Here is a 25,726-nt window from a genome sequence, read left to right on the forward strand (position 1 = left end):
CGGGCGGCATCCCTGCGTGCGCATGTTACGACCCGTCATTGGCTCTTTCCCCCGTCGCGCGCCAATCAGGCCGGCAGCTTGAAGTCGGCCACCGAGCGACGCAGGTCCGCCGCCAGCTGAGCCAGGTGTCCGATCGAATCCGCCGTCTGGCCCGCGCCCCGCGAGGTCTGGCCGGAGATCTGCCGCACCACTTCCATCGTCTTGGTGATGTCGGCGGCGGCGCCTGCCTGCTGCTGCGCCGCGACGGAGATGTTCTTGATGAGTTCGTTGAGGTCGTTCGACACGCGCTCGATTTCGGTCAGCGCGGTACCGGCGTCCTCGGCCAGGCGGGCACCGGACACCACCTCGGCGGTGGTCTGTTCCATCGAGCTGACCGCCTCGTTGGTGTCCGCCTGGATCGCCTGGACCAGGCCTTCGATCCGCCTGGTCGCGTTGGAGGTTCGTTCCGCCAGTCGCTGCACTTCGTCCGCCACCACCGCGAAGCCGCGGCCCGTCTCGCCCGCCGCGGCGGCCTGCACGGCCGCGTTGAGCGCCAGGATGTTGGTCTGCTCGGAAATATCGTTGATCAGTTCCACGATCGAGCCGATCTCCTGGGACGATTCGCCCAGGCGCTTGATGCGCTTCGAGGTTTCCTGGATCTGGTCGCGGATCTGGTCCATGCCCTGGATGGTCTCGCGCACCACGCCGGCACCCTCGGCCGCGATGACCACCGAGCGCTGCGCCACTTCCGCCGATTCGGTGGAGTTGCGCGACACCTGCTCGATGCTCGCCGCGATTTCGTTGATGCGCTCGGAGGCGGCGGTGATCTGCTCGGCCTGGTGGTTGGACGCCTCGGCCAGCTGCAGCGCGGTGGCCTGGGTTTCCTGCGACGAGGCCGCGACCTGCACCGAGGTCTCGGTGATCGTGGTCACCAGGTGGCGCAGCTCGTCCACGGCGTAGTTGATGGCGTCCGCGATCGCGCCGGTCATGTCCTCGGTCACCGAGGCCTTCACCGTCAGGTCGCCTTCACCCAGCGAGCTGATTTCGTCCAGCAGCCGCATGATCGCCTGCTGGTTGCGGCTGTTGAATTCCACCTGCGCCTGGTAGCGCTGTTCCTGTTCGCGCTGGCGGCTGCGCACGGTGGCGACGATGTAGAGGGTCAGCGACAGCAGGGCGATGAAACCGGAGCCGGCGCCGATCCAGAAGTTCGGGAAGATGCGGGTGTCGCGCACCGAACCGAACGCGGCGAACGCATCGAACAGCTTCTTGCTCGAGTCGAGCATCTCGCCCGAGCCGGCCACCAGGCTGGAGGCCGCCGCCTGCGCGGCGAACAGGTTGCGGGAGCTGGCCAGGATCGCGTCCAGGTCGGTGCGCATCTCGGCCCACAGCTTCTGCGACTGCTCCAGCGCGGCCAGCGCCGCGGCGTTGCGGACCGGGGCCACGCCCAGTTCCTCGTTGCCCTTGGTCAGGCCCTCGAGCACCTGGCCGAACACCACCGCGTCGCGCGCCAGCGCGTCGCCGGCGGAGGAGGCGCCGGGGCCGCCGGCGCGGATTTCGGTCACGCGGCGGGCCATGGTGCCCGCGACCACGACCTGCTGCAGCGCGCTGAACACCTGCGAGGCGGGCGCGCCGCCGGCGGTCATCGCGCGGACCACTTCGTTCAGCTGCGCCTGCAGCTGCGGGACGCGGCCGGTGAAGCGGTCGGCATTGCCGGCCAGCGCCAGCACCGCCGGCTCGGATGCGACGATCTGGTCGGCGTTCTCGCCCAGCGGGCGCCACACCTTGACCAGGTCGGCCAGCTGCCCCGACACGCCCGGCTCGGCGCCGAAGCGCGACTGCAGCGCCTGCACGGTGCTCTCGACGCGGGTCTTGGTCTGGCGGAAATCCTTGAACGCCTCGGCGTTGCCGCCGACCGCGTCGCGGCCCTGGTTGGCCAGCTGCTGCGACAGCACCTGCAGGTCGGCGGCGCCGGTGCTGGCGCCGGCCAGGCGGTTGCCCTGCCAGAGGCTCACGCCGGTGTTCAGGCCGAGGACGATGACCGAGAGGATGAGCATCACCAGCCAGAAGCCGGTGCTGCCACCCGTGCGGCTGGCCTTGGAGGAGTCCGGAGTGCTGCTCATGCTTGCTCGACCTCGATGCGGTAAAGCCGGCCGCTGCGCTTACGCGGCGGCGTGGCGGAATTCGGGGGTGCGTGCCAGGCGCGACAGCGAGAACACGCCCCAGTCGGCGTCGTCGCTGTGGAAGGCACGTTCGATGAAGTGCGCGTAGCGGCCCTGCGCCAGCGGCGCCGGGTCGATCGCCTGCTCCTCGCCGAAGCTGCGCTGGCCGTAGAGCTCGTCGATGGTCAGCGCCACGTCGCCGCCCTGCTGGCGCATGACCAGCACGCGCTGGCCCTCGTGCAGCACGGTGCGTTCGCCTTCCAGGAACAGCTTCAGGTCGACCACCGGGAACAGGTTGCCGCGCAGGTTGCCGATGCCCAGCAGCCACGGCTGCGCGCCGGGGACCGGGGTCACCGGCGGCATCGACAGGATTTCGACCACCTCGCCGAACTGCGAAACCAGGCGGTGGTCGCCGATGCGGTAGCCCACGCCGCGCCAGGTTTCCGGCCCGAGCTCGCGCGAGGGCAGCTGCACCGCATGGGCCAGGCTGCGCGATTCGTAGTCGGCGAGGATGTCGAACGGGGTACGCATGTCAGGCGGCTACCAGCTGTTTGATGCGCTCGAGGAGGTCTTCCTCGCGCGGCGGCTTGACCACGTAGTCGACCGCGCCCTGGCGCATGCCCCAGGCCCGGTCGGTTTCCATGCTCTTGGTGCTGACGATCAGCACCGGGATCTTGTTGGTCGCATCGTCCCGGGTCAGCGCACGGGTGGCCTGGAACCCGCTCATGCCGGGCAGGACCACGTCCATCAGGATCAGGTCCGGCAGCTGCTTGCGCGCCAGTTCCAGCCCGTCCTCGGCGTTGGTGGCGAGGAGCACCTGGTGCCCACCGCGCTGCAGCCACTGGGTGAAGACCGCCCTGTCGGTCGGCGAGTCCTCGATCAGCAGAATTCGAGCCATGTTGTGCCTGCCCCCCGGTCAGGCGTTGACGTACGTTCGGATCGCGCCCAGCAGCTCTTCACGTGTGAATGGCTTGGTGAGGTACTGCTCGGAGCCGACGATCCGGCCGCGCGCCTTGTCGAAAAGACCGTCCTTGGAGGACAGCATGATCACTGGCGTCGACTTGAACTTCTGGTTGCCCTTGATCAGCGCGCAGGTCTGGTACCCGTCGAGCCGCGGCATCATGATGTCGACGAAGATGATCTGCGGCTGCTGGTCGGCGATCTTCGCCAGGGCCTCGAAGCCGTCGCTGGCGGTGACCACCTCGCAGCCTTCGCGCTTGAGCAGCGTCTCGGCCGTCCGCCGGATGGTCTTGGAGTCATCGATCACCATGACCCGCAAGCCGCCCAATGCCCCGCTAGGGGCCGTGTTGTCAGTCATTACCCTACTTCCCCATGCGCGTGGCGCTTCTGGTGGCGCCACTGCGAAGGTCTCTATATCCCAGTCCGGCAAAGGGCTGTCAAGCCCGGCTTGACCGCACTGGGATCGCCGACCGCGGCGCGGGAGGGGCCTCCTGCGATTCTGTGGCGCAGTTCACATTCCGGACCGGCGGGGTCCGGCCCCCGGATCGGCTAACATCCCCGGTCCACCCCCACCGCTTCCCGCCGACCGCATGGCAGCCCCCCTGGACGTGATCGTGGTGATGGACCCGATCGGGTCGATCAAGATCGCCAAGGACACCACCTTCGCCATGCTGCTGGAGGCCCAGCGGCGCGGCCACCGCCTGCACTACGTCCGCCCCGGCGGGCTGTCGCTGCGCGACGGCCGGGCCCTGGCCTGGGCCGCCCCGCTGGCGGTCCGCGACGACAAGGCCGGCTGGTACGAGCTGGGCGGGTTCGCCGAACTGCCGTTCGGCCCCGGCCAGGTGGTGCTGATGCGCAAGGACCCGCCGTTCGACGGCGAGTACCTGTACGACACGCACATCCTGGACATCGCCAAGGCCGCCGGCGCCGAGGTGCTGAACGACCCGCAGGGCCTGCGCGACTTCAACGAGAAGCTGGCGGCGATGCTGTTCCCGCAGTGCTGCCCGCCGACCCGGATCAGCCGCGACGCGGCCGAGCTGAAGGCCTTCGCCAGCGAACACGGCAAGGTGGTGCTCAAGCCGCTGGACGGCATGGGCGGGCGCTCGATCTTCCTCAGCCACGCCGGCGACCCCAACCTCAACGTGATCCTGGAAACGCTGACCGAGGGCGGCCGCAAGCTGGCCCTGGCGCAGCGCTACATCCCCGAGATCAGCGCCGGCGACAAGCGCATCCTGCTGATCGACGGCGAACCGGTCGACTACTGCCTGGCGCGGATCCCGCAGGGCGACGAGTTCCGCGGCAACCTCGCCGCCGGCGGCCGCGGCGAAGGCCGCCCGCTCAGTGCCCGCGACCGCTGGATCGCCGCCCAGGTCGGCCCCGAGATGCGCCGCCGTGGCATGCGCTTCGTCGGCCTGGACGTCATCGGCGACTACCTGACCGAGGTCAACGTCACCAGCCCCACCTGCGTGCGCGAGCTGGACGCGCAGTTCGGGCTGAACATCGCCGGCCAGCTGTTCGACGCGATCGAGGCCGGCCCGCCGGGCGCCCGCCAGGCATGAACGCGACGGCCGTCGCCCCGCGCCCGCCGATCGGGCCGCAGCAGCGGCTCAATGCCACCGTCGTCCTTTCGGTGCTGGTCCACGGCATCCTGATCCTGGGCCTGGGCTTCGTGCTCAAGGGCGAAGCGCCGCTGGTGCCGACCCTGGACGTGATCTTCAGCCGCACCGAAACCCCGCTCACCCCCGAACAGGCCGACTTCCTCGCCCAGGCCAACAACCGCGGCGGTGGCGAACACGACCAGGCCCAGCGCCCACGCGACCTGCAGGCCGGCGCCGTGCCGCGCGCCGAGCCCGGCGACGCGCCACTGCCCGAACGCGCCCGCGCACCGGTGGAGGCGCCGCCGGAGCAGGCCCGCGTGCTCGCAAGCCGCCGCGGCGAGCATCCGGTGCCCACCGCCCAGCCCATCGCCCCGGAGTTGCCCGCCGAACTGCCGCCGGTGAGCCCGGCCAAGTCCGCGCGCGACGCCGAGATGGCGCGCCTGGCCGCCGAGGTCTACCTGCGCTCGGAGCTGTACGCCAAGCGCCCGACCCGCAAGTTCGTCTCCGCCAGCACCCGCGAATACGCCTACGCCAACTACCTGCGCGCCTGGGTCGACCGGGCCGAGCTGATCGGCAACCTCAACTACCCCGACGAGGCCCGGCGCAAGCGCCTCGGCGGCCAGGTGGTGGTGAGCGTCGGCGTGCGCCGCGACGGCACGGTCGAGAGCACCCGAGTCCTGCGGCCCAGCGGCACCCCGCTGCTGGACGACGCCGTCCTGCACATGGTCCGGCTCGCCGAACCCTTCCCGCCGCTGCCCGACGCGAAGGACGGCGTGGACATCCTGCACGTCACCCGCACCTGGGTGTTCGTGCCGGGTGGGACGCTGCGGACGGAATGAGATCGGCTCCCGGCCGGAGCCCCTGTTCGCAGCCCGGATAGGCGAAGCGCATCAGGGACGGCTGCGCGCCAGGCACGAACCCCGGATGCGGCCTTCGGCCTTGTCCGGACTACGTGCGAGCCCCTCTCCCTTCGCCACACTCAGGCGCCCTTCCACTGCCCCAGCGCGGCCAGGCCGTTGTCGCGGGCGCGGACGTAGACCGCTTCCTGCGCCTTGCGGTAGTTGCCAGCCATGTCCTTGGCCCACAGCGCCAGCGCCGCCTGCTGCATCGCCCGCCCGTAGGAAAAGCTCAGCGGCCACGGGTTCGGGCCCAGCCGGTTCATCGCGTCCAGGTGCGCCGTCGCATCCTCGTCGCTCTGCCCGCCGGAGAGGAACACGATGCCCGGCAGGATCGCCGGCACCGTGCTCTTCAGGCACATCAGCGTCGACTCGGCCACCTCCTGCACGTCGGCCTGCTCCTCGCAGTCCTTGCCCGGCAGCACCATCGAGGCCTTGAGGATGGTGCCTTCCAGCAGCACGTTCTGGTCGTACAGCGAACCGAACACCGAACGCAGCACCGCCTCGGTGACCTCGTAGCAGGTCTCGATGTCGTGGTCGCCGTCCATCAGCACCTCCGGCTCGACCATCGGCACCAGGCCCTGCTCCTGGCACAGCGCCGCATAGCGCGCCAGCGCGTGCGCATTGACGTCGATGCAGGTGCCGGTGGGGATGTCCTCGCCGATGTTGATCACCGCCCGCCACTTGGCGAAGCGCGCACCCAGCCGGTAGTACTCCTCCAGCCGCGCGCGCAGCCCGTCCAGGCCCTCGGTGACCAGCTCGCCCGGGTAACCGGCCAGCGGCGTGGTGCCCTTGTCGACCTTGATGCCCGGCAGGATGCCGTGCTCTTCCAGGTACCTGGCGAACGGCACCCCGCCCTTCGTCGACTGGCGCAGCGTCTCGTCGTACAGGATCGCGCCGGAGATGTGCTCGGACAGCTTCGGCGTCGTGAGCAGCAGCTCGCGGTAGGCGCGCCGGTTCTCCTCGGTGTTCTCGATGCCGACCGCGGCGAAGCGCTTGCCGATGGTGGTCGTCGATTCGTCGATGGCGATGATGCCCTTGCCCGGGGCGACCATCGCCTGGGCGGTTTCGGCAAGCTGCTCGATGCTCATGGGGGGAAAGCCTGTGGGGGAAGAATGCAGCCGCAAATTATAAGCGGCGCCCCCGTGCAGGCCTTTTGACAACCAGGGTCGCGGCGCAGGTGGCCCACGCCGGCCCACCCGCGTTCGGCCGCAAGCGTGGCGCAGCCGGCCCCAACGCAGGGCGGGAACGGCTCCCGCCCGGGCGAGTGGCGGCGCTTACAGCTCGCCCAGGCCGCTGGCGCGGCCGTCGGGGCCGACTTCGAGCAGGCGCAGCGTATTGGTCGCGCCGTGGGTTTCCATGTGCTCGCCGCTGGTGAACACCACGCGGTCGCCTGCCGCCAGCAGGCCGGCGTCGACCAGCACGCGGATGCTGCCGCGCGCGGCCTCGCGCGGGGTCAGGCCACGGCTGTCGAAATTGATCGCGAACACGTCGCGCATCAGCGCCATCTGCCGGCGCGCGCCGTCGTGGCGGCTGATCGCGTAGATCGGCGCCGAGGCGCGGAAGCGCGACAGGAAGCGCGGCGTGCCGCCGGACTCGGTCATCGCCACGATCGCGCGCACGCCGATGTGCTCGGACAGGAACATCGTCGCCATGGCGATGGCCTGGTCGGCGCGCTCGAGGTTGCGCTGCGCCTTGCCGTAGTCCGTCTCGGTCTGGAACTGGCGCTCGGCGCCCAGGCAGATGCGCGCCATCGCCTCGACCGCACGCACCGGGTAGGCGCCTGCGGCGGTCTCGGCCGAGAGCATCACCGCGTCGGTGCCGTCGATCACCGCGTTGGCCACGTCCAGCACCTCGGCGCGGGTCGGCAGCGGGCTCTCGACCATCGACTGCAGCATCTGCGTGGCGGTGATCACCACCTTGTTCTGCGCCAGGGCCTCCTTGATGATCTTCTTCTGCAGGCCCGGCAGCTCGGCGTCGCCGATCTCCACGCCCAGGTCGCCGCGGGCGACCATCACCACGTCGGACGCCTCGACGATCTCGACCAGGTTCTCGATCGCCTCGGTCCGCTCGATCTTCGACACCAGCGCCGCGTCGCTGCCGTGCTCGCGGGCGATGCGGCGCGCCTCGTTCATGTCCTCGGCATTGCGGCAGAAGGACACGGCGATGAAGTCCACGCCGATCTTCGCGGCGATGCCGATCAGCTCGCGGTCGCGCTCGGTCAGCGCGCCCAGCGACAGGCCGCCGCCCTGCTTGTTCAGGCCCTTGCGGTCGGACAGCACGCCGTCGTTGAGCACCGTGGTGACGATGCGTTCGCCCTGCACCTCGGCCACCTGCAGCTGCATCAGGCCGTCGTCCAGCAGCAGCACGTCGCCGGCCTTCACGTCGCCCGGCAGGCCCAGGTAGCTGACGCCGACCTGGCTGGCATCGCCGGGAGGCGCGTCGTTCGAGGCGACCAGGTCGAAGCGGTCGCCGGCCTTCAGCGACACCTTGCCCTCGGCGAAGCGCTCGATGCGGATCTTCGGGCCCGGCAGGTCGGCGAGGATGCCGATCTCCAAGCCGACCTTCTGCGCGGCGATGCGCACTTCGGCGGCGCGCCTGGCCTGGCCGGACGGGTCGCCGTGGGAGAAATTCAGGCGCACGACGTTGACGCCGGCGCGGAACAGCGCCTCCAGCACGCCGGGCGCGTCCGTGGCCGGTCCGAGGGTGGCGAGGATCTTGGTGCGGCGCAGGCGATCGGTCATGTCCGGGACGTGGTCTGGGGGTCGGAAAAGACAGGCGAAACTACCACATCGCCGCGGCCCAAGGCAGCGCTGTCATCCGGCCGTCCGGCAAGCCATCACGAACCGGCTCGACATACGCCAGCGGACGGAAAAAGGTTGCAGCAACAACGGCCTGCGCGTGAAGCAGAGGTGGGCGACGCGGGGCGGCAGGCAGGCTAGGATGGACAGTCTTCCCTGTCCCCCGAGCCATTGCGATTCCGATGACCGCCACCGCCCAAGCCTCCGCCCCCTCCCGCCTGCAGCAGCTGCGCGAACTGTCCGTCGTCGTGGCCGACACCGGCGACTACGACGCGATCGTGCGCCTGCGCCCGGTCGACTGCACCACCAACCCGACCCTGGTGAAGAAGGCGCTGGCCCTGCCGGTCTACGCGGAGCTGATCGAGCGCGAGCTGGCCTGGGCGCGCGGCCAGGACGGCGACCGCAAGGCGCTGGTCGACGAAGTCGCCGACCGCCTGACCGTCGGCGTCGGCACCATGCTCAGCGCCCTCGTCCCCGGCCGCGTCTCCACCGAGGTCGACGCCGACCTCGCCCACGACACCGCCGCCACCGTCGCCAAGGCGCGCAAGTTCATCGCCATGTACGCCGAACGCGGCGTGCCGCGCGAGAAGATCCTGATCAAGGTCGCCGCCACCTGGGAAGGCGTGGAGGCCGCGCGCGAGCTGCAGGCCGAAGGCATCGACTGCAACCTGACCCTGATCTTCAACCCCACCCAGGCCATCGCCTGCGCCGAGGCCGGCGCGTTCCTGATCTCGCCCTTCGTCGGCCGCATCCTCGACTGGTACAAGGCGCGCGGCCAGGTGCCGGCGACCATCGACGAGGACCCGGGCGTGCAGTTCGTGCGCGGCGTCTACACCGAGTTCAAGAAGCGCGGCGCCGCCACCGTGGTGATGGGCGCCTCGTTCCGCTCGGTCGACCAGGTGCTGGCGCTGGCCGGCTGCGACCGCCTGACCATCTCGCCGGACCTGCTCGAGCAGCTCGACGGCTCGACCGGCCATGTCGAACGCAAGCTCTCGCCGGTGCCGCGCGAGGAGCGCACCATCGCCCCGGTCACCGAAACCAGCTTCGCCGCCGACCTGGCCGCCGACGCCATGGCCAGCGAGAAGCTCGCCGAAGGCATCGCCGCCTTCGCCAAGGACCTCGACGCCCTGCGCGCCGACATCGCCCAGCGCCTGCAGGCCTGACGGGCGCGTCGGGCTACCCGCCAACGAAAAGAAAGGCCGCCCCATGGGCGGCCTTTTCCTTTATGCGAGGGCGTCCGTAGCCCGGACAAGCAAGCGCATCCGGAGCCGGCTTACGGCAGGCGCATGGATTCCGGGAATGCCGCCACATCTTCCCCCGGATGCGGCCTGCGGCCTTGTCCGGGCGACGACTGCCCGTTGCGGGCAGGCCGCCCCCAAGGGCGGCCTCCACTTTCCACGAACGGATCTTCTCAGATCGCGCAGGAAACCCCGGTCCCGCCCAGTCCGCAGTAGCCCTGCGGATTCTTCGACAGGTACTGCTGGTGGTAGTCCTCGGCGTAGTAGAACGGCGGCGCCGGATACACGATCTCCGTGGTGATCGGCGGATAGCCGGCCGCGCGAAGGTCGGCCTGGTAGGCCTCGAGGCTGGCCTGCGCCGCTGCGTGCTGGGCGGGCGTGTGGCTGTAGATGGCCGAGCGGTACTGGGTGCCGACGTCGTTGCCCTGGCGCATGCCCTGGGTCGGATCGTGGCTTTCCCAGAACACCTTCAGCAGGGTCCCGAAGTCCACCTGCGCCGGGTCGTAGACCACCCGCACCACCTCCGCGTGCCCGGTGCGCCCGGAACAGACTTCCTCGTAGGTCGGGTTGGGCGTCCCGCCGCCGGCATAGCCGACCGCCGTGGTGAACACCCCCGGCACCTGCCAGAACTTGCGCTCGGCGCCCCAGAAACAGCCCAGGCCGAATTCGACCACCTCCATGCCGGGGAAATCCCCGCGCAGGGGCCGGCCATGGACGTGGTGCGCGTTGTGCAGCGGCAGCGGCGTGTCGCGGCCCGGCAGCAGGTCTTCCGCGCGCGGCATGCGCTGCTTGTGCGCGCCGATGCCCAGCAGGGATTCCAGGTTCATGGGGGGCTCCTTCAGGCCGGCAGCAGGCCGGGTTCGGCCTCCGGGATGGGGTCCTGCGGATCGTCGCGCAAGCCCGCCGCGCGCAACGCAGCGTCGGCCTCGGGCAACGAGGAGTCGGGCACGCAGACCCGCAGCACCCCGAACAGCGGCAGCTCGCCGGCCCCGCCCAGCAGGTTCTCGCCGAACACGAACGCGGGAATCCCGGCGTCCTCCAGCACGTGCCTGGCCAGGTGGGCGTCGATCAGGTTGTTGGCGCGGTAGGCGACCTGCATGCGGGCTCAAGGGGGAATGGGGGGCCTGTCCCGAGCATACGCCCGGCCGGGATTCCCGCCCTGAACGGCGCAGGCGCCGCGGCCCGGCGGGGGCGGCGCTCGGCTAAACTTGCGGTTTGCCTTCGCAGCCCCCGCGCCCCATGTCCCTGCCTGCCGACACGCCCACGCCCGCCGACGCCGCTCCCGAGAAGCGCGACTTCATCCGCCAGATCGTCCGCGAGGACCTGGCCAGCGGCAAGCACACCGCCATCCGCACCCGCTTCCCGCCCGAGCCCAACGGCTACCTGCACATCGGCCACGCCAAGGCGATCTGCCTGGACTTCGGCGTGGCCGCCGAGTTCGGCGGGCGCTGCAACCTGCGCTTCGACGACACCAACCCGGCCAAGGAAGACCCCGAGTTCGTGCGCGCCATCCAGGACGACGTGCGCTGGCTGGGCTTCGACTGGGCCAGCCTGCGCCACGCCTCGGACTACTTCGAGGTCTATTACCTGGCCGCCGAGAAGCTGATCCGGGACGGCAAGGCCTTCGTCTGCGACCTGTCGGCCGAGGAAGTGCGCACCTACCGTGGCACCCTGACCGAGCCGGGCCGCAACTCGCCGTACCGCGAGCGCAGCGTCGAGGAGAACCTGGACCTGTTCCGGCGCATGCGCGCCGGCGAGTTCCCGGACGGCGCGCGCACCCTGCGCGCGAAGATCGACATGGCCAGCGGCAACATCAACCTGCGCGACCCGGCCCTGTACCGGATCAAGCACATCCCGCACCCGATCGCCGGCGACGGCTGGTGCATCTACCCGATGTACGACTTCGCCCACGCCCTGGGCGACGCCATCGAGGGCATCACCCATTCGCTGTGCACGCTGGAGTTCGAGGACCACCGCCCCCTGTACGACTGGTGCGTGGACAACGTCGACCTGGCCGGCAACCCCGACCTGCTCGAGCCGCTGGTCGCCAAGGGCCTGCCGAAGGAAGCGGGCAAGCCGCGCCAGATCGAGTTCTCGCGCCTGAACATCAACTACACGGTGATGAGCAAGCGCAAGCTGACCCAGCTGGTCGGCGAGGGCCTGGTCGACGGCTGGGACGACCCGCGCATGTACACCCTGCAGGGCCTTCGCCGCCGCGGCTACACCCCGGCCTCGCTGCGCCTGCTGGTGGACCGCGTCGGCATCTCCAAGCAGAACTCGGTGATCGACTTCTCGGTGCTCGAGGGCTGCCTGCGCGAGGACCTGGACGCCAGCGCGCCGCGGCGCATGGCGGTGATCGACCCGCTCAAGCTGGTGCTGGCCAACCTGCCGGAAGGCCACGAGGAATCGCTGACCTTCCCGAACCACCCCAAGGACGAGAGCCAGGGCGAGCGCCAAGTGCCGTTCTCGCGCGAGCTGTGGATCGAGCGCGAGGATTTCGCCGAGGTGCCGCCGAAGGGCTGGAAGCGCCTGGTCCCGGGCGGCGAGGCCCGCCTGCGCGGCGCCGGCATCGTCCGCATCGACGAGGTGGTGAAGGACGAGGCGGGCAACGTGGTCGAGCTGCGTGGCTGGCTGGATCCGGAGTCGCGCCCGGGCATGGAAGGCGCCAACCGCAAGGTCAAGGGCACCATCCACTGGGTCAGCGCGAAGCATGCGGTGGCCGCGGAGATCCGCCTGTACGACCGCCTGTTCTCGGTGGAGAAGCCCGACGACGAGTCCGAGGGCAAGACCTACCGCGATCATCTCAACCCGGAGTCGAAGAAGATCGTGCGCGGCTGGGTCGAGCCGGCCGCGGCCCAGGCCGCCCCCGAGCAGTCGTTCCAGTTCGAGCGCACCGGCTACTTCGTCGCCGACCGTTACGATCACACCGCCGAAGTCCCGGTGTTCAACCGCAGCGTGACCCTGCGCGACACCTGGGCCGGCTGAGCCCGAGGAGGCCTGGCCGGCTTCGCGCCGGCCGGCACCACCGCATGTCTCCATCCACGCCCGCGGACACCCCCCGCCGCGAAGCGCACCTGGCCCGTGGCGTGTGGAGCGGCGTGGCCGCCGGCGCGCTGTGGGGCCTGGTGTTCCTGGCGCCGCAGCTGCTGGCCGCGTTCACGCCGCTGCAGCAGGCGGTCGCCCGCTACCTCGCCTATGGCCTGCTCGCGCTGGTCGTGCTGCTGCCGCGCTGGCGCGCGGCGACCTCGCATGTCGGCGCGACGGAATGGTGGGCGCTGGTCCGCCTGAGCCTGCTCGGCAACCTCGTCTACTTCGTCCTGCTGGCGCGCGCGATCCATTCCGCCGGCGGCGCGGCCACCGCGCTGATCGTCGGCCTGGTGCCGGTGGTGGTGACCGTCGCCAGCGTGTTCGCGCGCAACCGCCGCGGGCCTTCGCTGCGCGCGCTGGCCGGACCCTGCGTGCTGTCGGTGCTGGGCATGGTCCTGGTCGCGATCGACGCCATGCACGCCGGCCGCGGCATGGCCACCGGCCAGGCAGGCCGCGCGCTCGGCCTGCTCTGCGCCGCCGGCGCGCTGCTGTCGTGGTCGGCCTATTCGGTGGTCAATGCGCGCTGGCTGGCGCGGCGCCCGGACATCTCCGGCCGCGACTGGTCGCTGCTGACCGGCGTGGCCACCGGCGGCGTGGCCCTGCTGCTGGTCGTCCCCGCGTTTGCGGTGGCCGGTGGGCACGGCGCCGGCGACTGGCCGCGCTTCTGGGGCGTGTCGGCGGCGCTGGCGCTGTTCGCCTCGGTGATCGGCAACGCCTTCTGGAACCGCGCCAGCCGCCTGCTGCCGCTGAGCCTGGCCGGGCAGATGATCGTGTTCGAGACGGTGTTCGCCCTGCTCTACGGCTTCCTGTGGGAGCTGCGCCTGCCCAGCCTGCTGGAACTGCTGGCGATCGCCTGCCTGATCGCCGGCGTGCTGTGGTGCGCCTCGCTGCATGCGAGCCACGTGGCGCCGGAACACGCCGGCTGACCCCCGCTCCGGCATGCCGCTTGGCTGCGCGCGCCGGCGACGGCTACGGCCAGCCCGTGGCGCAACACGTACACTGCACGCTTCCCCCAACGCTTTCCCCCGGTTACGCATGCTTTACGCCCAGGTCCACCTCACTCTCCCCGCCTGGATCCACGAGGCCTTCGATCCGGCGGCGACCTATGCCTCCGACGAGGACAAGGTCGCGCTGGCGATCGAACTGTCGCGGCGCAATGTCGAGGCGCGCAGCGGCGGGCCGTTCGGCGCGGTGGTGTTCGGGCCGGACGACCGGGTGATCGCCGCCGGCGTCAACCGCGTGGTGCCGCACACCACCTCGCTGGCACACGCGGAGAACATGGCCTACATGCTGGCGCAGCAGCGCCTGCAGACGCCGCGCCTCAACGACGTGGTCTCGCCGGTGACCCTGGCCACCTCCTCGCAGCCGTGCTGCCAGTGCTACGGCGCCACGATCTGGGCCGGCATCGACCGCCTGCTGATCGGCGCCCGCGCCGAGGACGTGATGGAACTGACCGAGTTCGACGAAGGCCCGCTGCCGGCCGACTGGACCGGCGAACTCGAACGCCGCGGCATCGCCGTGGTCCGCGACATCCTGCGCACCGACGCCTGCGCCGTGCTGCGCGCCTACGGCGAAGGCGGCGGCGAGAACTACTGAGGCCACGGCGGATGCACGTGCACGGATTGCTGGGCTACTGCCGGCAGGGATTCGAACCGGAACTGGCCGCGGAACTGGGCGAGCGCGCCGCCGCGGCCGGCATCGCCGGCTATGCGCGGGCCACGCGCGACGACGGCTACGTGCTGTTCGTCACCGGCGGGGAGGCCGACGCGCAGGCGCTGGCGCGCGCCCTGCCGTTCCGCGACCTGGTCTTCGCCCGGCAGAAGCTGCGCCTGCTCGCCGAGCTGCGCGACCTCGATCCGAAGGACCGGCTGGCACCGCTGCTGGCTGCGCTGCCGGCGGATCTGCGGTTGGGCGATGTGTGGGTCGAGCATCCGGATTCGGATGCGGGCAAGCCGCTGTCCGGGCTGGCGCGCGCCTTCGGCAATGCGCTGCGTCCGGCACTGCGCAAGGCCGGCCTGCTCTCCGCCAGGGAAGACGCGCGGCTGCCGCGCCTGCACGTGTGCTTCCTCGCCGGCAACCACGCGCTGCTGGCGCTGGCCGATCCGCAGGACAGTTCGCCGTGGCCGCTGGGCATTCCGCGGCTGAAGCTGCATCCGGACGCGCCGTCGCGTTCGGCGCTGAAGCTGGAAGAGGCGTTCATGGTCCTGCTCGACGCCGGCGAACGCGAGCGCCTGCTGCGCGCGGGCATGACCGCCGCCGACCTCGGTGCGGCGCCGGGCGGCTGGACCTGGGTGCTGACCCGCCACCACCTGCGGGTGACCTCGGTCGACAACGGGCCGCTGCGCCAGCACGTGCTGGACACCGGCCTGGTCGAGCACCTGCGTGCCGACGGTTTCCACTGGCATCCGGCGCGCCCGCTGGACTGGATGGTCTGCGACATGGTCGAGCAGCCGAGCAAGGTCGCGGCGCGCATGGCGCAGTGGTTCCGCGAGGGCTGGTGCCGGCATGCGGTGTTCAACCTCAAGCTGCCGATGAAGAAGCGCTGGCAGGAGACGCGGCTGTGCCTGGACCTGTTCCAGGCACAGGCCGCCAAGCCGCTGACGGTGCGCGCGCGCCAGCTCTACCACGACCGTGAGGAGATCACGGTGTTCGCGACGCCAGCGTCGTAACTGGCGGTTACGGCGGCGGAAGCAACAGCAGTAACAACGACAGCAACAGCAACGACAGCAACAGCAACGGCAACGGCAACGGCGTTGGTTTGCGCGGGCTCCGGATGGGGCCGCCGCCCCAAGGGGGGTATGGCGCATCGCGCGGTTCCGCCATCCATGGCTCCAACGCGCGAGCGCAGGCCATCCATGGCCTGCTTGCGCCATACCCCCCTTGGGCCGGCGTCCTCGGGGTGCGTTGAGGCGGGGGGCTTCTATGGGGGCGCGCAGTGCAAAAGCCCCTCTCCCGGAGGGAGAGGGGAGCAAGAGCGAAGCCACGACCTGGAAGCGCCGGAAGGCGCGGTAGCGCGGGGGTATGCCGCAAGCGGCACATGGATGTGCCGCGGTCGCGCGTTGGAGCAGGACGCGGAACCGCGCGATGCGGCATACCCCCGCGCTGCCGCGGCTCCGTCCAAAGCTCGCGCAACCCAAAGCTGTTACCGCCCAACGAGCGGATCAGCCCGAGCAGGAGCCCTCGCCACGGCGAACGAGGGTGCTTGCCGGCTCCCGACCCTCACCCCCCTGCCCCTCTCCCGGCGGGAGAGGGGAGTGCGAAGCTCAGAGGAACGGGAATACCAGCTTCAGCAGTCCCTTCACCGCGCCTTCGGCACTGCTGGAGACCGCTTTCGCACCGAGGCTGTTGAGGGCGTTGCGGGCGTCTTCCCAGCGCAGTTTGGTGACGTCCTTGCGCAGCAGGTCGGCCAGTTCCTCGGAGCCGGGTGCGAGCTTGCGCAGCTCCTTCACCATCGCCTCGGTGTCCTGCTGCAGGAAGCCGGCCTTCTCGGCCAGCGCCACCAGCGTGTCGAAACGCACCGCCAGCACCTCGCGGTTGCGCTCATACACGGGCAGCCCGCCGGCATCGAGGATGGCCTGCTCGAACAGCTGGCGGTCGTCCGGATGTTCCACCCGCACCGCCAGGAACCCGTCCTTGCGGCTGCGCTCGCTGACGTGGCGGCTGCCGGAACGCAGGTTGGCCTCGTCCAGCACGTGCGAGAGCACGCGACGCAGCGCCACATCGACCGGTTCGGCGACCAGCTGGCGCCAGCGCGCATAGCCGTCGCGGCGCAGCGCGCGCAGCTTTGCCGGGGTCACCCGCAGCTGCTGGGCGGCGGCGTGGTTGCTGGCGTTACGGTCGATCGCACCGTCGCGCTCGAGCAGCACGTAGACCAGCAGTTCCAGGTCGCGCTTGCTTAGCGAGCCGAAGCCCTGCAGCTGCGTCTGCCGCATGAATTCCGCGGCGAAGCCCGCCGGGTCCTTGAGTTCCAGTTGCTGCATGGGGCGTTGCCTCCTCGGTGCCGCAGTATCCGCCGCTGCCGTCGCACGGGCCGGGACTGGAGGCCGGATGGTAAGCGGCCGTGGTTATGCCGTCGTCATACGGGGGCGTGTGGTGGCCGGTTACCCGCATGAAGGGCGGCGGAAGATCACGCTATTCGCGTCCGGCATGCATGGCATGCGCACCTGGCAGTGGCGGTGCGCGCCCATGCGCCCTATGGTTGGCGCAGCCGCCGCCCCGGCGGGCGCAGGAGGGACACCATGCAGGCACCCGCGATGACCCGCCGCCAGCTGCTGGCCACGATGGCCGCCGCAGGCATCGGCACTTCCCTGCCGGCCTTCGCGGCCGCGCCGTCGAAGGATGCGGGTGCGACCGCGAAGCGGGGCAGGGAATCCATCGGCGTGGCCCTGGTGGGCCTGGGCTACTACGCCACCCACCTGCTCGCGCCCGGCCTGCAGCAGACCAAGCATTGCCACCTCGCCGGCATCGTCACCGGCTCGCCGGAAAAGATCCCCGAGTGGCAGCGCAAGCACGGCATTCCCGACGCGAACGTCTACAGCTACGACGACTTCGACCGCATCGCCGACAACCCGGACATCCAGGCGGTCTACATCGCCACGCCGAACGACCTGCACAAGCCGCTGACCCTGCGCGCGGCGGCCGCGGGCAAGCACGTGTGGTGCGAGAAGCCGATGGCGATGAACGCCGCCGAGGCGCAGGACATGGTCGACGCCTGCCGCAAGGCCGGCGTGCAGCTGACCATCGGTTACCGCCTGCAGCACGAACCGAACACGCGCCGGCTGATGGCGATGGCACGCGAGAAACCGTACGGGCGCATCCTCAAGGTGCGCGCCGAAGCCGGTTTCCATGCCTACGACGACGTGGATCCGGCCAACAAGCCGTGGCGCCTGCTGCCGCAGCACGGCGGCGGCGCGATGTACGACATGGGCGTTTACTCGCTCAACGCCGCCCGCTACGTCACCGGCCAGGAACCGGTGGCGGTCACCGCGCGCCAGGAGATCCACCGCCCGCACCTGTTCGAGGGCGTGGACGAGACGATGTTCTTCACCCTCGAATTCCCCGGTGGCCTGGTCGCCGAATGCGCGACCAGCTTCGGCCGCAACATGAACACCCTGCGCGCCGACTGCGAACGTGGCTGGTACGAACTGTCGCCGTTCCAGACCTATGACGGCCTCAAGGGCCGCACCAGCGACGGCCAGGCCTTCGCCGACGCGGTGCCGCACCAGCAGGCGAAGCAGATGGACGACGACGCGCTGGCGATCCTGCAGGGCACCGCGCCGCTGGTACCGGGCGAGGAAGGCGTGCGCGACATGCGCGTGGTCGATGCGGTCTATGCCTCCGCCCGCGATGGCGGGCGGCGGATCGCGCTGTAGCGGTGCCGCGGTTCAAGCCCGCTTCACCCGCCGCTGCCTAGCGTTGCGGCCATGAAGCCGCGTCCCGCCATCCTCTCCCGCCCTGCCCTCGCCGCCACCTTGCTGGCGGCGGCCTGCACCGCCCACTCCGCCGTCCCGGCCACGCCGCTGCCCCTGCCGCCTCCGCCGGCCACCCCGGCCGACCAGCCGCTGCAACGCCAGACCGGCATGGTGGTGATCGAGCGCGAGCACGGGCAGAAGATCATCGTGCGTTCGCTGGAACCGGACAGCCTGGTCGGCGGCGACCGCTACGAGTTCGGCCAGCTCGATGCCGACGGCGACGGCTTCGTCGAACGCGGCGAGGCGGGCGCGGTCGACCGCTACCTGCTGCGCGCCTTCGACCAGCTCGATGCGAACCGCGACGGGCGGCTGGACCGCGACGAGCTCACCGGCTGGATCCTGTAGCTACGACATCGCCGCGTTGCCGCGACAAGGCCCGTGCAGCGATGCCAACCGGCTCCGCGGTTCGCGGGAGCCGGCTGTTGGGACGAGGCCCGCGTCAGACGCCCGCGGCGTGCCGCCACAGCGCGCGCTGCAGCGGCGGCAGGCGCCCGGCCAGGCCCAGCAGCGGGCCGCGCGCCAGCGTCGCCAGCGGATCGGCGTTGGAGAACAGGCGGTTGATGCCTTCGAAGGCGTAGGCCGAGACGGTGTTGTCGCTGCGCCGGCGCCGTGCCCAGCGCTGCAGGCGGTGCTCCGCGGTCCAGTCGGCGCGGCGCGCCTGCGCGTCGGCGATCTCCGCCGCCAGCGCGGACACGTCGCGCAGGCCCAGGTTCACGCCCTGGCCGGCGAGCGGATGCACCACGTGGGCCGCGTCGCCCAGCACCAGCACGCGCCCGGCCACCTGCTGGCGCACCAGCTGCCGGCGCAGCGGGAACGCGGCGCGCGCCGACACCGCGCGCGCCTTGCCCAGGCGCGCCGCCGAGGCGTCGGTCAGTTCGATCGCGAAGGCGTCCTCGTCCAGCGCCAGCACCCGCGCCGCTTCGGCGTCGGGCAGGGTCCAGACGATGGAACTGCGGCCTCCGGTGAACGGCAGCAGCGCCAGCGGACCGGTCGCCAGGAAACGCTGCCAGGCGGTGTCCTCGTGCGGGCGCTCCGTCTCGATGAAGCAGACCACGCCGCGCTGGCCGTAGTCGTGCGCATCCACATCCAGCCCGGCCAGCGCGCGCAGCTTCGAGGCGCCACCGTCGGCGGCCACCGCGATCCGCGCTTCCAGGCGGCTGCCGTCGTCGAGGGTCAGGCGCACGCCGGCGGCGTCCTGCTCCATCGCCTCGACCCGCGCCGGGCAGTGCAGCTGCACGCCGGCGGACGCCAGCGCCGCCCACAGGCGGTCGACCAGCAGGTCGTTCTCGACGATCCAGCCCAGTTCGTCGCGGGCCATCGCCGCGGCATCGAAGGCGAGTTCGCCGCCGCCGGCCGCGTCCCATACGCGCATGCGCCGATACGGCTGCGCGCGCGCGGCCAGCACCTGCGGCCACACGCCCAGGCGCCCGAGCAGCGCGGCGTTGTCCGGCGCCAGCGCGTATACGCGCAGGTCCGGCTGCGCAGCCGACCAGCGCGCCGCCGGGCGCGGTTCGACCAGGGCCACCTCCAGCCCGGCGCGGGCCAGGGCCAGCGCACAGGCCGCGCCGACCACGCCGCCGCCGGCGATCGCCACGTCGAGGCGTGCACCGCTTCTCATGTAGCCCGTCATCGGCACAGCTCCGGCACGTCGCCGCGGAAGCCCATCGCCCCGCCCACCAGCCAGGCCTGCAGCCAGCCCGCGCGGTCGGCGGCCAGCAGGCCGAGGCTGCGCAACGGGCGCAGCAGCGGCGAGGCATTGCCGGTGATCCGTGCCAGCCCATGCGAGAAGGCCAGGGTGCGTTCGCGGTCCTCGCTGCGCCGTTGTGCGTGGCGCTGCAGCAGCGCCGCCTCGCCGGGATCGCCTGCGTGCGCGCGCAGCAGCTCGGCCAGGGTCAGCGCGTCGCGCAGGCCCAGGTTGAAGCCCTGCGCGCCGATCGGATGGATGGTCTGGGCGGCGTTGCCCAGCAGCACCGCGCGCGGCGCGACCAGCTCGTCGGCGACGACCGCGGCGATCGGATAGGCGCTGCGTTCGCCCGAGGCGACCAGGCGCCCGGCGCGCCAGCCGAACACCTGCTGGATCCGCGCCAGCCAGCCGGCCTCGTCCAGCGCCGCCACCTCCGCGGCCTGCGCGGTGGGCACGCCGTGGACCACGCCGAAGGCGCGGTCGCCGCGCGGCAGCAGCGCGGTCGGGCCGCTGTCGGTGAAGCGTTCGAACGCGGTGCCGTCGGGCGCACGCTCGCCGCGCACGCGGGCGACGAACAGGGTCTGGCCGTAGTCGTGGGTGCGGGTACCGATGCCCAGCGCCTCGCGCAGGCCGCTGCGGGTACCGTCGGCCGCGACCACCAGGCGCGCGCGCAGCTGCAGCTCGCCCTCGGCGGTGGCCAGGCGCACGCCGCGCGCCTCGCCGTCCTCGCCTTCCAGCGCGACGAAGCGCGCCGGGCGGTAGCGGACCAGGCGTGGCAGCTGCGCCAGGCGCGCCTCCAGGGCTTCGCCGAAATCGCGCGCCACCACCACCTGGCCGAAGGCCTCGCGGCCGTAGTCGGAGGCTTCCAGGCGCACGCTGCCGAAATCGCCGGCGCGGCTGACGTGGATGCGGCGGATCGGCCCGGCCGGGGCGCGCAGCTCCTGCATCACGCCCAGCGCGCCGAGGGCGTTCACCGAGGCGGCGGCCAGGCTCAGGTTGCGCTGGTCGAACACCGCCGGCAGGTCGCCCGGCGGGGTGGCTTCGACCATCGCCACGTCCAGCGGCAGGCCGTCGAGGGCGATCGCCAGGCTGGCGCCGACCAGGCCGCCGCCGACGATGAGCACGTCATGGGTTCGGATCATCCGCACATGATACGCGGGCGCATGCACGCCTCCGTCGCGCCGCGCCCGGTCGCGCTCGGCTAGAATGCGGGCCGAGCCTTCACGAGCCGCGCGCCATGACCGCCAACACGTCCCGCTTCTTCATCCTGTTCGTCCTGGCCCTGCTGATGGCCGCCTCGCGCGCGCACGCGTTCGACCACTTCTCGCCGCCGGACGCGACCTGGGCGGCGTTCTTCGTCGGCGGCTTCCTGCTGCGCGGCTGGGGCCGCTGGGTGTTCCCGCTGCTGATGGCGCTGGCGATGGGCATCGACTGGATGGTCATCTCGCGCCATGCCGCCTCGTTCTGGGACCACTACTGCGTCTCGGCCGCCTACTGGGGCCTGATCCCGGCCTACGGCCTGCTGTGGGCCGGCGGTTCGTGGCTGCGCAGCCGCTACACCGGCGCCAGCCTGGCCCAGGCCGGCCGCCTGCTCGGCGCCTTCGTGGTCGCCGTGGTCGCCTGCCAGTTCGTCGCCCAGGGCACCTTCTACTGGTACAGCGGCGTGGTCGCCGAGCCGACCGTGGCCGGCTGGTGGAAGAACTTCAACGACTGGCTGCCGGGCTACATGGGCACCGCCGCCGCCTACACCGCCATCGCCGCGGTGCTGCAGGTCGCCGCCGAGCGCATCGCCCCGCTGGTGCGCGGCGTCCGCGCCGCGCAGCGCTGACCGGCGGCCGGTTGCGTCCGCATGGGCAACCGCCTGTCGAAGATCTATACCCGCACCGGTGACGACGGCAGCACCGGGCTGGGCGACGGCAGCCGCACCGGCAAGGATTCGCTGCGGGTCGAGGCCTACGGCACGGTCGACGAGGCCAACTCGGCCATCGGCGTAGTGCTGGCCGCGCCGGGCGTGCCGGACGGCATCCGCGAGCTGCTGACCGCGGTCCAGCACCAGCTGTTCGACCTCGGCGGCGAGCTGTGCATCCCCGGCCACGCCGCCATCCAGGGCGAGGATGTGGACGCGCTGGAGCGTCACCTCGACCACTGGAACGCCGACCTGCCGCCGCTGAAGGACTTCATCCTCCCGGCCGGCGGCGAGGCCGCGGCGCGCTGCCACCTGGCCCGCACCATCGTCCGCCGCGCCGAACGCGCCACCGTGGCCCTGTCGCGCGCGGAAACCGTGCGCGCCGAGGCCGTGCGCTACCTCAACCGCCTGTCCGACCTGCTGTTCGTGCTCGCCCGGGTGCTGGCCCGCGCCGATGGCCAGGGCGAGGTGATCTGGCAGCACGCGCGCCGCCACGCCTGAACCCCGGGCGGGCCTGCCCGCCCATCGGGGAATCCCCGGTTCTCCCGCCGTTTTCCCCTCCCACCAAAAGCGGATGGCGCCCTGCCTTGCCGCCGGGTTACGGTGGGCCAATGCTCGCCTATACCCATCCGGCCTGCCTCGAACACGACACCGGTCCGGACCACCCCGAATGCCCGCAGCGCCTGCGCGCGGTCCTCGACGCGCTGGGCCGGGCCTGGCCGGCCCTGCAGTGGCGCGAGGCGCCGATGGCCCTGCGCGGCGACCTGCTGCGCGTGCACAGCGGGGAGCTGGTCGACCAGGTGCTGGCGCCAGTGGCCGAAGGCCTGCACCGGCTGGACCCGGACACCGTGGTCGGCCCGGGCTCCGGGCGCGCCGCGCTGTACGCCGCCGGTGCCGGGATCGCCGCGGTCGACGGAGTGATGGACGGCCGCGAGCGCACCGCCTTCTGCGCCGTGCGCCCGCCCGGCCACCACGCCACCGCCGACGCGGCCATGGGCTTCTGCCTGTTCAACAACATCGCCGTGGCCGCGGCCCATGCCCGCGACCGCCACGGTCTGGAGCGGGTGGCCATCGTCGACTTCGATGTGCACCACGGCAACGGCACCCAGGCCATCTTCCAGCGCGACCCGGCGGTGGCCTACTTCAGCACCCACCAGTCCGGCCTGTACCCGCACACCGGCAGCGTCTACGAGCGCGGCGTGGGCAACATCCACAACGTGCTGCTGCCGCCGGGCAGCGACGGCTTCCGCTTCCGCAACACCTGGGCCGACACCCTGCTGCCGGGGCTGGACGAGTTCCGCCCGCAGCTGGTGCTGGTCTCGGCCGGCTTCGACGCGCACCTGGCCGATCCGCTGGCCGACCTGATGCTCGACGCCGAGGACTTCGCCTGGCTCACCACCGAGCTGCTGGGCATCGCCCGGCGCCACTGCGATGGCCGCCTCGTGTCGACCCTGGAAGGCGGCTACAACATCGAGGCGCTGGCCGAATGCGCCACCGCCCACGTCGGCGCCCTGCTCGCCTGAGGCCGCCGTTCCAGCCCTCCCGGGGATGAACCCCGCCTGCGCGCCGCGAAGCCTTTCATTGCCCGTATGCACCCACATCCGGCAAGCTACGGCGGTTTTCGGCCGGATGTCCCCGCCTTGCGATCCCCCCTGCGCCTGCTGCCGCTGTCGTTGAGCATCGCCGCCTGCCTGCCGGTTGCTGCCTTCGCCGCGGACGACAAACCCCTGAGCTGGGCCCTGTGCCCGGCCGGCGACATCATTCCCCCGTTCGAGGGCGCGCCGCCGCCGGCGCAGCCGGGCGACCCGGCGCGGGAGGAGCAGCCGACCATCATCGAGGGCGACGAGCAGAGCGGCACCCGTGCCACCCCGCTGATCCAGGGCAATGTCGCGCTGGTGCGCGGCGACCAGTTCCTGGGCACCGACAGCATCCAGATGGACACCGAGGCCGGCACCTACGTGGCCGAGGGCAACGTCCGCTACCAGGACACCGGCATCCGCATCGTCGCCGACCGCGCCGAGGGCAACCAGAACACCGACAGCCACACCATCACCAACATCCGCTACCAGCTGGTGGACCGCCGCGGCAATGGCGGCGCCGACTCGATCGAGCTGACCGGCCCGCTCGGGAAGATGCACCACTCCACCTACAGCACCTGCGACCCCGACCAGCGGATGTGGGAGCTGCGCGCGCAGCAGATCGACGTGGACAGCGACGACGGCTTCGGCGTGGCCCGCAACGCGGTGCTGCGCATGGGCAAGTTCCCGGTGCTGTACGTGCCGTGGTTCAAGTTCCCGGTGGACGACCGCCGCCAGACCGGCCTGCTCTACCCGTCGGTGAGCATGTCCGGGCGCAACGGCTTCGACTATCGCCAGCCGATCTACCTCAACCTGGCGCCGAACTACGACATGACCCTGCTGCCGCGCTGGATGAGCAAGCGCGGCCTGCTGCTGGACACCGAGTTCCGCTACCTCTACGGCGGCGGCCGCGGCACGATCACGGCCGCGTACATGCCCGACGACGACCTGCGCGACCGCGACCGCGGCCGCTTCACGTTCAAGGGCTACCACAACATCAACCGGCACTGGCAGGCCCGCGCCAACATCGGCTGGGTCAGCGACGAGCGCTTCGTCGAGGACTTCTCCAACCGCCTCTCCGGCATCTCCGCGTCCTACCTGCAGAGCACCGCCGGCGTGTTCGGGGTGGGCCAGTACTGGAACGCCGGGGCGATGGTCGAGCACTTCCAGCTCACCGACTACACCCTCAGCGACCGCAACCTGCCGTACAGCCGCCTGCCGCGCGTGTACGCCAACTGGGAGCGGCCGCTGGGCCACTGGCTGGACGCCGGCCTGTGGGCCGAGGCGGTCAACTTCCACCACACCGAGTTCGCCGGCGGCAGCCGCCTGGACCTGAAGCCCTATATCTCGGCGCGGCTCGGCGGCCCGGCCTGGTACGTGACCCCGACCCTGGCCTGGCGCTTCACCGGCTACCAGCTGGAACGCGAGCTGGCCGACCAGCGCGGCGGCGACACCTCGCCGACCCGCAGCCTGCCGATCACCTCGCTGGACGCGGGCGTGTACTTCGACCGCGACGCGCGCATCGGCGGCGAGAACTACCTGCACACGCTGGAACCGCGGATCTTCTACCTCAACGTGCCGTACCGCGACCAGAGTGCGCTGCCGCTGTTCGACACCCGCCCCTTCACCTTCAGCTGGGGCCAGCTGTTCCGCGACAACCGCTATTCCGGCGCCGACCGCCAGACCGACGCCAACCAGCTGACCCTGGCCCTGAGCTCGCGCCTGATCCGCCAGGCCGACGGCCGCGAGAAGCTGTCGGCCAGCATCGGCCAGATCCGCTACTTCGAGGACTCGCGCGTGCTCGCCCCGGGCGAGACCCCGGTGGAGAAGGGCAAGTCGGCCTGGGTGGCCGACGCCAACTACATGATCAACGACCGCTGGAACCTCGGCGCCTCGTACCAGTGGGACCCGAAGTTCCGCCGCGAGGACCTGGCCAGCATCCGCGCCCGCTACCTGTGGCCGAACGACGGCGTGGTCAACATCGGTTACCGCTACCGCCGCAACCTGCTGGAACAGGCCGACTTCTCCTTCCTGTACCCGATCAACTCCACCTGGAGCGTGGTCGGCCGCTACTACCACTCGCTGAAGGACGACAAGCTGCTGGAGGCCATCGGCGGCGTGCAGTGGGACAGCTGCTGCTTCGCGGTGCGGGCCCTGGCCCGCCGCTACGTGCGCAACCGCGAGGGCGACGTGGACAATGCCATTCAGGTGGAATTCGTCCTGAAGGGCCTAGGTTCGGCCGGCCAGGACACGGAGCGTACCTTGCGCCGTGCTATTCTCGGCTACCACCGCGACGACCTGTACCTGGTCCCGCCCAGCAACACCACGCCCGATCCGGACGACTACGATCCGAACCTCATTCCGTGAGTC

The 25,726-nt window shown here is 71.3% G+C and carries 24 protein-coding genes; 13 read left to right on the forward strand and 11 right to left on the reverse strand.

The window, feature by feature from the left end:
- Window positions 1-65: 65 nt before the first annotated feature.
- From M503_RS0103045 to pilG, 4 genes are read right to left on the reverse strand one after another with little or no spacing between them, the layout of a single operon-like run.
- Window positions 66-2,099, reverse strand: a complete 2,034-nt coding sequence (locus M503_RS0103045; RefSeq protein ID WP_028919133.1) for a methyl-accepting chemotaxis protein — start codon at window positions 2,097-2,099, stop codon at window positions 66-68.
- Between the two features lie 39 nt (window positions 2,100-2,138).
- On the reverse strand, window positions 2,139-2,669 hold the full coding sequence (locus tag M503_RS0103050) for a chemotaxis protein CheW (RefSeq protein ID WP_024869057.1): 531 nt from the start codon (window positions 2,667-2,669) through the stop codon (window positions 2,139-2,141).
- A 1-nt stretch (window position 2,670) separates the two neighbouring features.
- Complete coding sequence (locus M503_RS0103055; RefSeq protein WP_028928086.1) at window positions 2,671-3,036, reverse strand: response regulator; 366 nt, start codon at window positions 3,034-3,036, stop codon at window positions 2,671-2,673.
- An 18-nt stretch (window positions 3,037-3,054) separates the two neighbouring features.
- The gene (gene pilG, locus M503_RS0103060; protein WP_024869059.1) at window positions 3,055-3,456 is read right to left on the reverse strand and encodes a twitching motility response regulator PilG; all 402 of its coding nucleotides are present in this window, start codon (window positions 3,454-3,456) and stop codon (window positions 3,055-3,057) included.
- Between the two features lie 232 nt (window positions 3,457-3,688).
- Here pilG and gshB point away from each other — a divergent pair, with 232 nt between their 5' ends.
- Together gshB and M503_RS0103070 are read left to right on the forward strand one after the other, a co-directional pair.
- Entirely contained in the window at window positions 3,689-4,657 is a 969-nt protein-coding gene (gene gshB, locus M503_RS0103065; RefSeq protein WP_028919134.1) for a glutathione synthase, read from the forward strand.
- Window positions 4,654-5,535 carry an energy transducer TonB family protein gene (locus tag M503_RS0103070; protein ID WP_028919135.1) on the forward strand — a complete coding sequence of 294 codons (882 nt, stop codon included), beginning with the start codon at window positions 4,654-4,656 and terminating at the stop codon, window positions 5,533-5,535. Before gshB ends, M503_RS0103070 begins: the two co-directional genes overlap by 4 nt.
- A 140-nt stretch (window positions 5,536-5,675) precedes the next feature.
- Here M503_RS0103070 and M503_RS0103075 read toward each other — a convergent pair whose 3' ends face one another.
- Entirely contained in the window at window positions 5,676-6,683 is a 1,008-nt protein-coding gene (locus M503_RS0103075; protein WP_028919136.1) for a class I fructose-bisphosphate aldolase, read from the reverse strand.
- Window positions 6,684-6,869: 186 nt separating this feature from the next.
- Entirely contained in the window at window positions 6,870-8,336 is a 1,467-nt protein-coding gene (gene pyk, locus M503_RS0103080) for a pyruvate kinase (RefSeq protein WP_028928087.1), read from the reverse strand.
- 239 nt (window positions 8,337-8,575) lie between these two features.
- Here pyk and M503_RS0103085 point away from each other — a divergent pair, with 239 nt between their 5' ends.
- Window positions 8,576-9,556, forward strand: a complete 981-nt coding sequence (locus tag M503_RS0103085) for a transaldolase (RefSeq protein ID WP_028919137.1) — start codon at window positions 8,576-8,578, stop codon at window positions 9,554-9,556.
- Window positions 9,557-9,804: 248 nt separating this feature from the next.
- Here M503_RS0103085 and msrA read toward each other — a convergent pair whose 3' ends face one another.
- Entirely contained in the window at window positions 9,805-10,443 is a 639-nt protein-coding gene (gene msrA / locus M503_RS0103090) for a peptide-methionine (S)-S-oxide reductase MsrA (RefSeq protein WP_028919138.1), read from the reverse strand.
- A 26-nt stretch (window positions 10,444-10,469) separates the two neighbouring features.
- Window positions 10,470-10,730 carry a DUF2007 domain-containing protein gene (locus M503_RS0103095; RefSeq protein WP_024869066.1) on the reverse strand — a complete coding sequence of 87 codons (261 nt, stop codon included), beginning with the start codon at window positions 10,728-10,730 and terminating at the stop codon, window positions 10,470-10,472.
- Window positions 10,731-10,870: 140 nt separating this feature from the next.
- Between M503_RS0103095 and M503_RS0103100 the strand changes: the two genes are divergently transcribed.
- From M503_RS0103100 to rlmM, 4 genes are all read left to right on the forward strand, one after another.
- The gene (locus M503_RS0103100) at window positions 10,871-12,616 is read left to right on the forward strand and encodes a glutamine--tRNA ligase/YqeY domain fusion protein (RefSeq protein WP_028919139.1); all 1,746 of its coding nucleotides are present in this window, start codon (window positions 10,871-10,873) and stop codon (window positions 12,614-12,616) included.
- A 44-nt stretch (window positions 12,617-12,660) separates the two neighbouring features.
- A complete protein-coding gene (locus M503_RS0103105) occupies window positions 12,661-13,644 on the forward strand; it encodes a DMT family transporter (RefSeq protein WP_051414175.1) in 984 nt (327 codons plus the stop codon).
- A 109-nt stretch (window positions 13,645-13,753) separates the two neighbouring features.
- Window positions 13,754-14,314: a nucleoside deaminase gene (locus M503_RS0103110; RefSeq protein WP_028928089.1), complete on the forward strand. Its 561-nt coding sequence runs from the start codon at window positions 13,754-13,756 to the stop codon at window positions 14,312-14,314.
- A gap of 17 nt (window positions 14,315-14,331) precedes the next feature.
- Window positions 14,332-15,387: a 23S rRNA (cytidine(2498)-2'-O)-methyltransferase RlmM gene (gene rlmM / locus M503_RS0103115; protein WP_028928090.1), complete on the forward strand. Its 1,056-nt coding sequence runs from the start codon at window positions 14,332-14,334 to the stop codon at window positions 15,385-15,387.
- Between the two features lie 594 nt (window positions 15,388-15,981).
- Here the strand turns inward: rlmM and M503_RS0103120 are convergent.
- Window positions 15,982-16,698, reverse strand: a complete 717-nt coding sequence (locus tag M503_RS0103120; protein WP_028919143.1) for a hypothetical protein — start codon at window positions 16,696-16,698, stop codon at window positions 15,982-15,984.
- 258 nt (window positions 16,699-16,956) lie between these two features.
- On the opposite strand from M503_RS0103120, the gene M503_RS0103125 reads away from it, so the two are divergent.
- Both M503_RS0103125 and M503_RS0103130 read left to right on the forward strand, forming a co-directional pair.
- Window positions 16,957-18,090, forward strand: a complete 1,134-nt coding sequence (locus M503_RS0103125) for a Gfo/Idh/MocA family protein (protein ID WP_028919144.1) — start codon at window positions 16,957-16,959, stop codon at window positions 18,088-18,090.
- Between the two features lie 51 nt (window positions 18,091-18,141).
- Window positions 18,142-18,534, forward strand: coding sequence for a hypothetical protein (locus M503_RS0103130; RefSeq protein ID WP_051414177.1), 393 nt, complete (start codon window positions 18,142-18,144; stop codon window positions 18,532-18,534).
- Window positions 18,535-18,628: 94 nt separating this feature from the next.
- Here M503_RS0103130 and M503_RS0103135 read toward each other — a convergent pair whose 3' ends face one another.
- Window positions 18,629-19,807, reverse strand: coding sequence for a UbiH/UbiF family hydroxylase (locus tag M503_RS0103135; protein WP_028919146.1), 1,179 nt, complete (start codon window positions 19,805-19,807; stop codon window positions 18,629-18,631).
- An 8-nt stretch (window positions 19,808-19,815) separates the two neighbouring features.
- Window positions 19,816-21,015, reverse strand: a complete 1,200-nt coding sequence (gene ubiH, locus M503_RS0103140) for a 2-octaprenyl-6-methoxyphenyl hydroxylase (RefSeq protein ID WP_028919147.1) — start codon at window positions 21,013-21,015, stop codon at window positions 19,816-19,818.
- 95 nt (window positions 21,016-21,110) lie between these two features.
- Here ubiH and M503_RS0103145 point away from each other — a divergent pair, with 95 nt between their 5' ends.
- From M503_RS0103145 to lptD, 4 genes are all read left to right on the forward strand, one after another.
- Entirely contained in the window at window positions 21,111-21,701 is a 591-nt protein-coding gene (locus M503_RS0103145) for a membrane protein (RefSeq protein WP_028919148.1), read from the forward strand.
- Between the two features lie 21 nt (window positions 21,702-21,722).
- On the forward strand, window positions 21,723-22,280 hold the full coding sequence (locus M503_RS0103150; RefSeq protein ID WP_024870302.1) for a cob(I)yrinic acid a,c-diamide adenosyltransferase: 558 nt from the start codon (window positions 21,723-21,725) through the stop codon (window positions 22,278-22,280).
- A 110-nt stretch (window positions 22,281-22,390) separates the two neighbouring features.
- The gene (locus M503_RS0103155) at window positions 22,391-23,302 is read left to right on the forward strand and encodes a histone deacetylase family protein (protein ID WP_028919149.1); all 912 of its coding nucleotides are present in this window, start codon (window positions 22,391-22,393) and stop codon (window positions 23,300-23,302) included.
- A gap of 117 nt (window positions 23,303-23,419) precedes the next feature.
- Window positions 23,420-25,723, forward strand: coding sequence for an LPS assembly protein LptD (gene lptD, locus M503_RS0103160; RefSeq protein ID WP_028919150.1), 2,304 nt, complete (start codon window positions 23,420-23,422; stop codon window positions 25,721-25,723).
- Window positions 25,724-25,726: the final 3 nt, after the last annotated feature.

The organism is Pseudoxanthomonas suwonensis J47 (assembly GCF_000513955.1).
Lineage (GTDB): Bacteria > Pseudomonadota > Gammaproteobacteria > Xanthomonadales > Xanthomonadaceae > Pseudoxanthomonas > Pseudoxanthomonas suwonensis_C.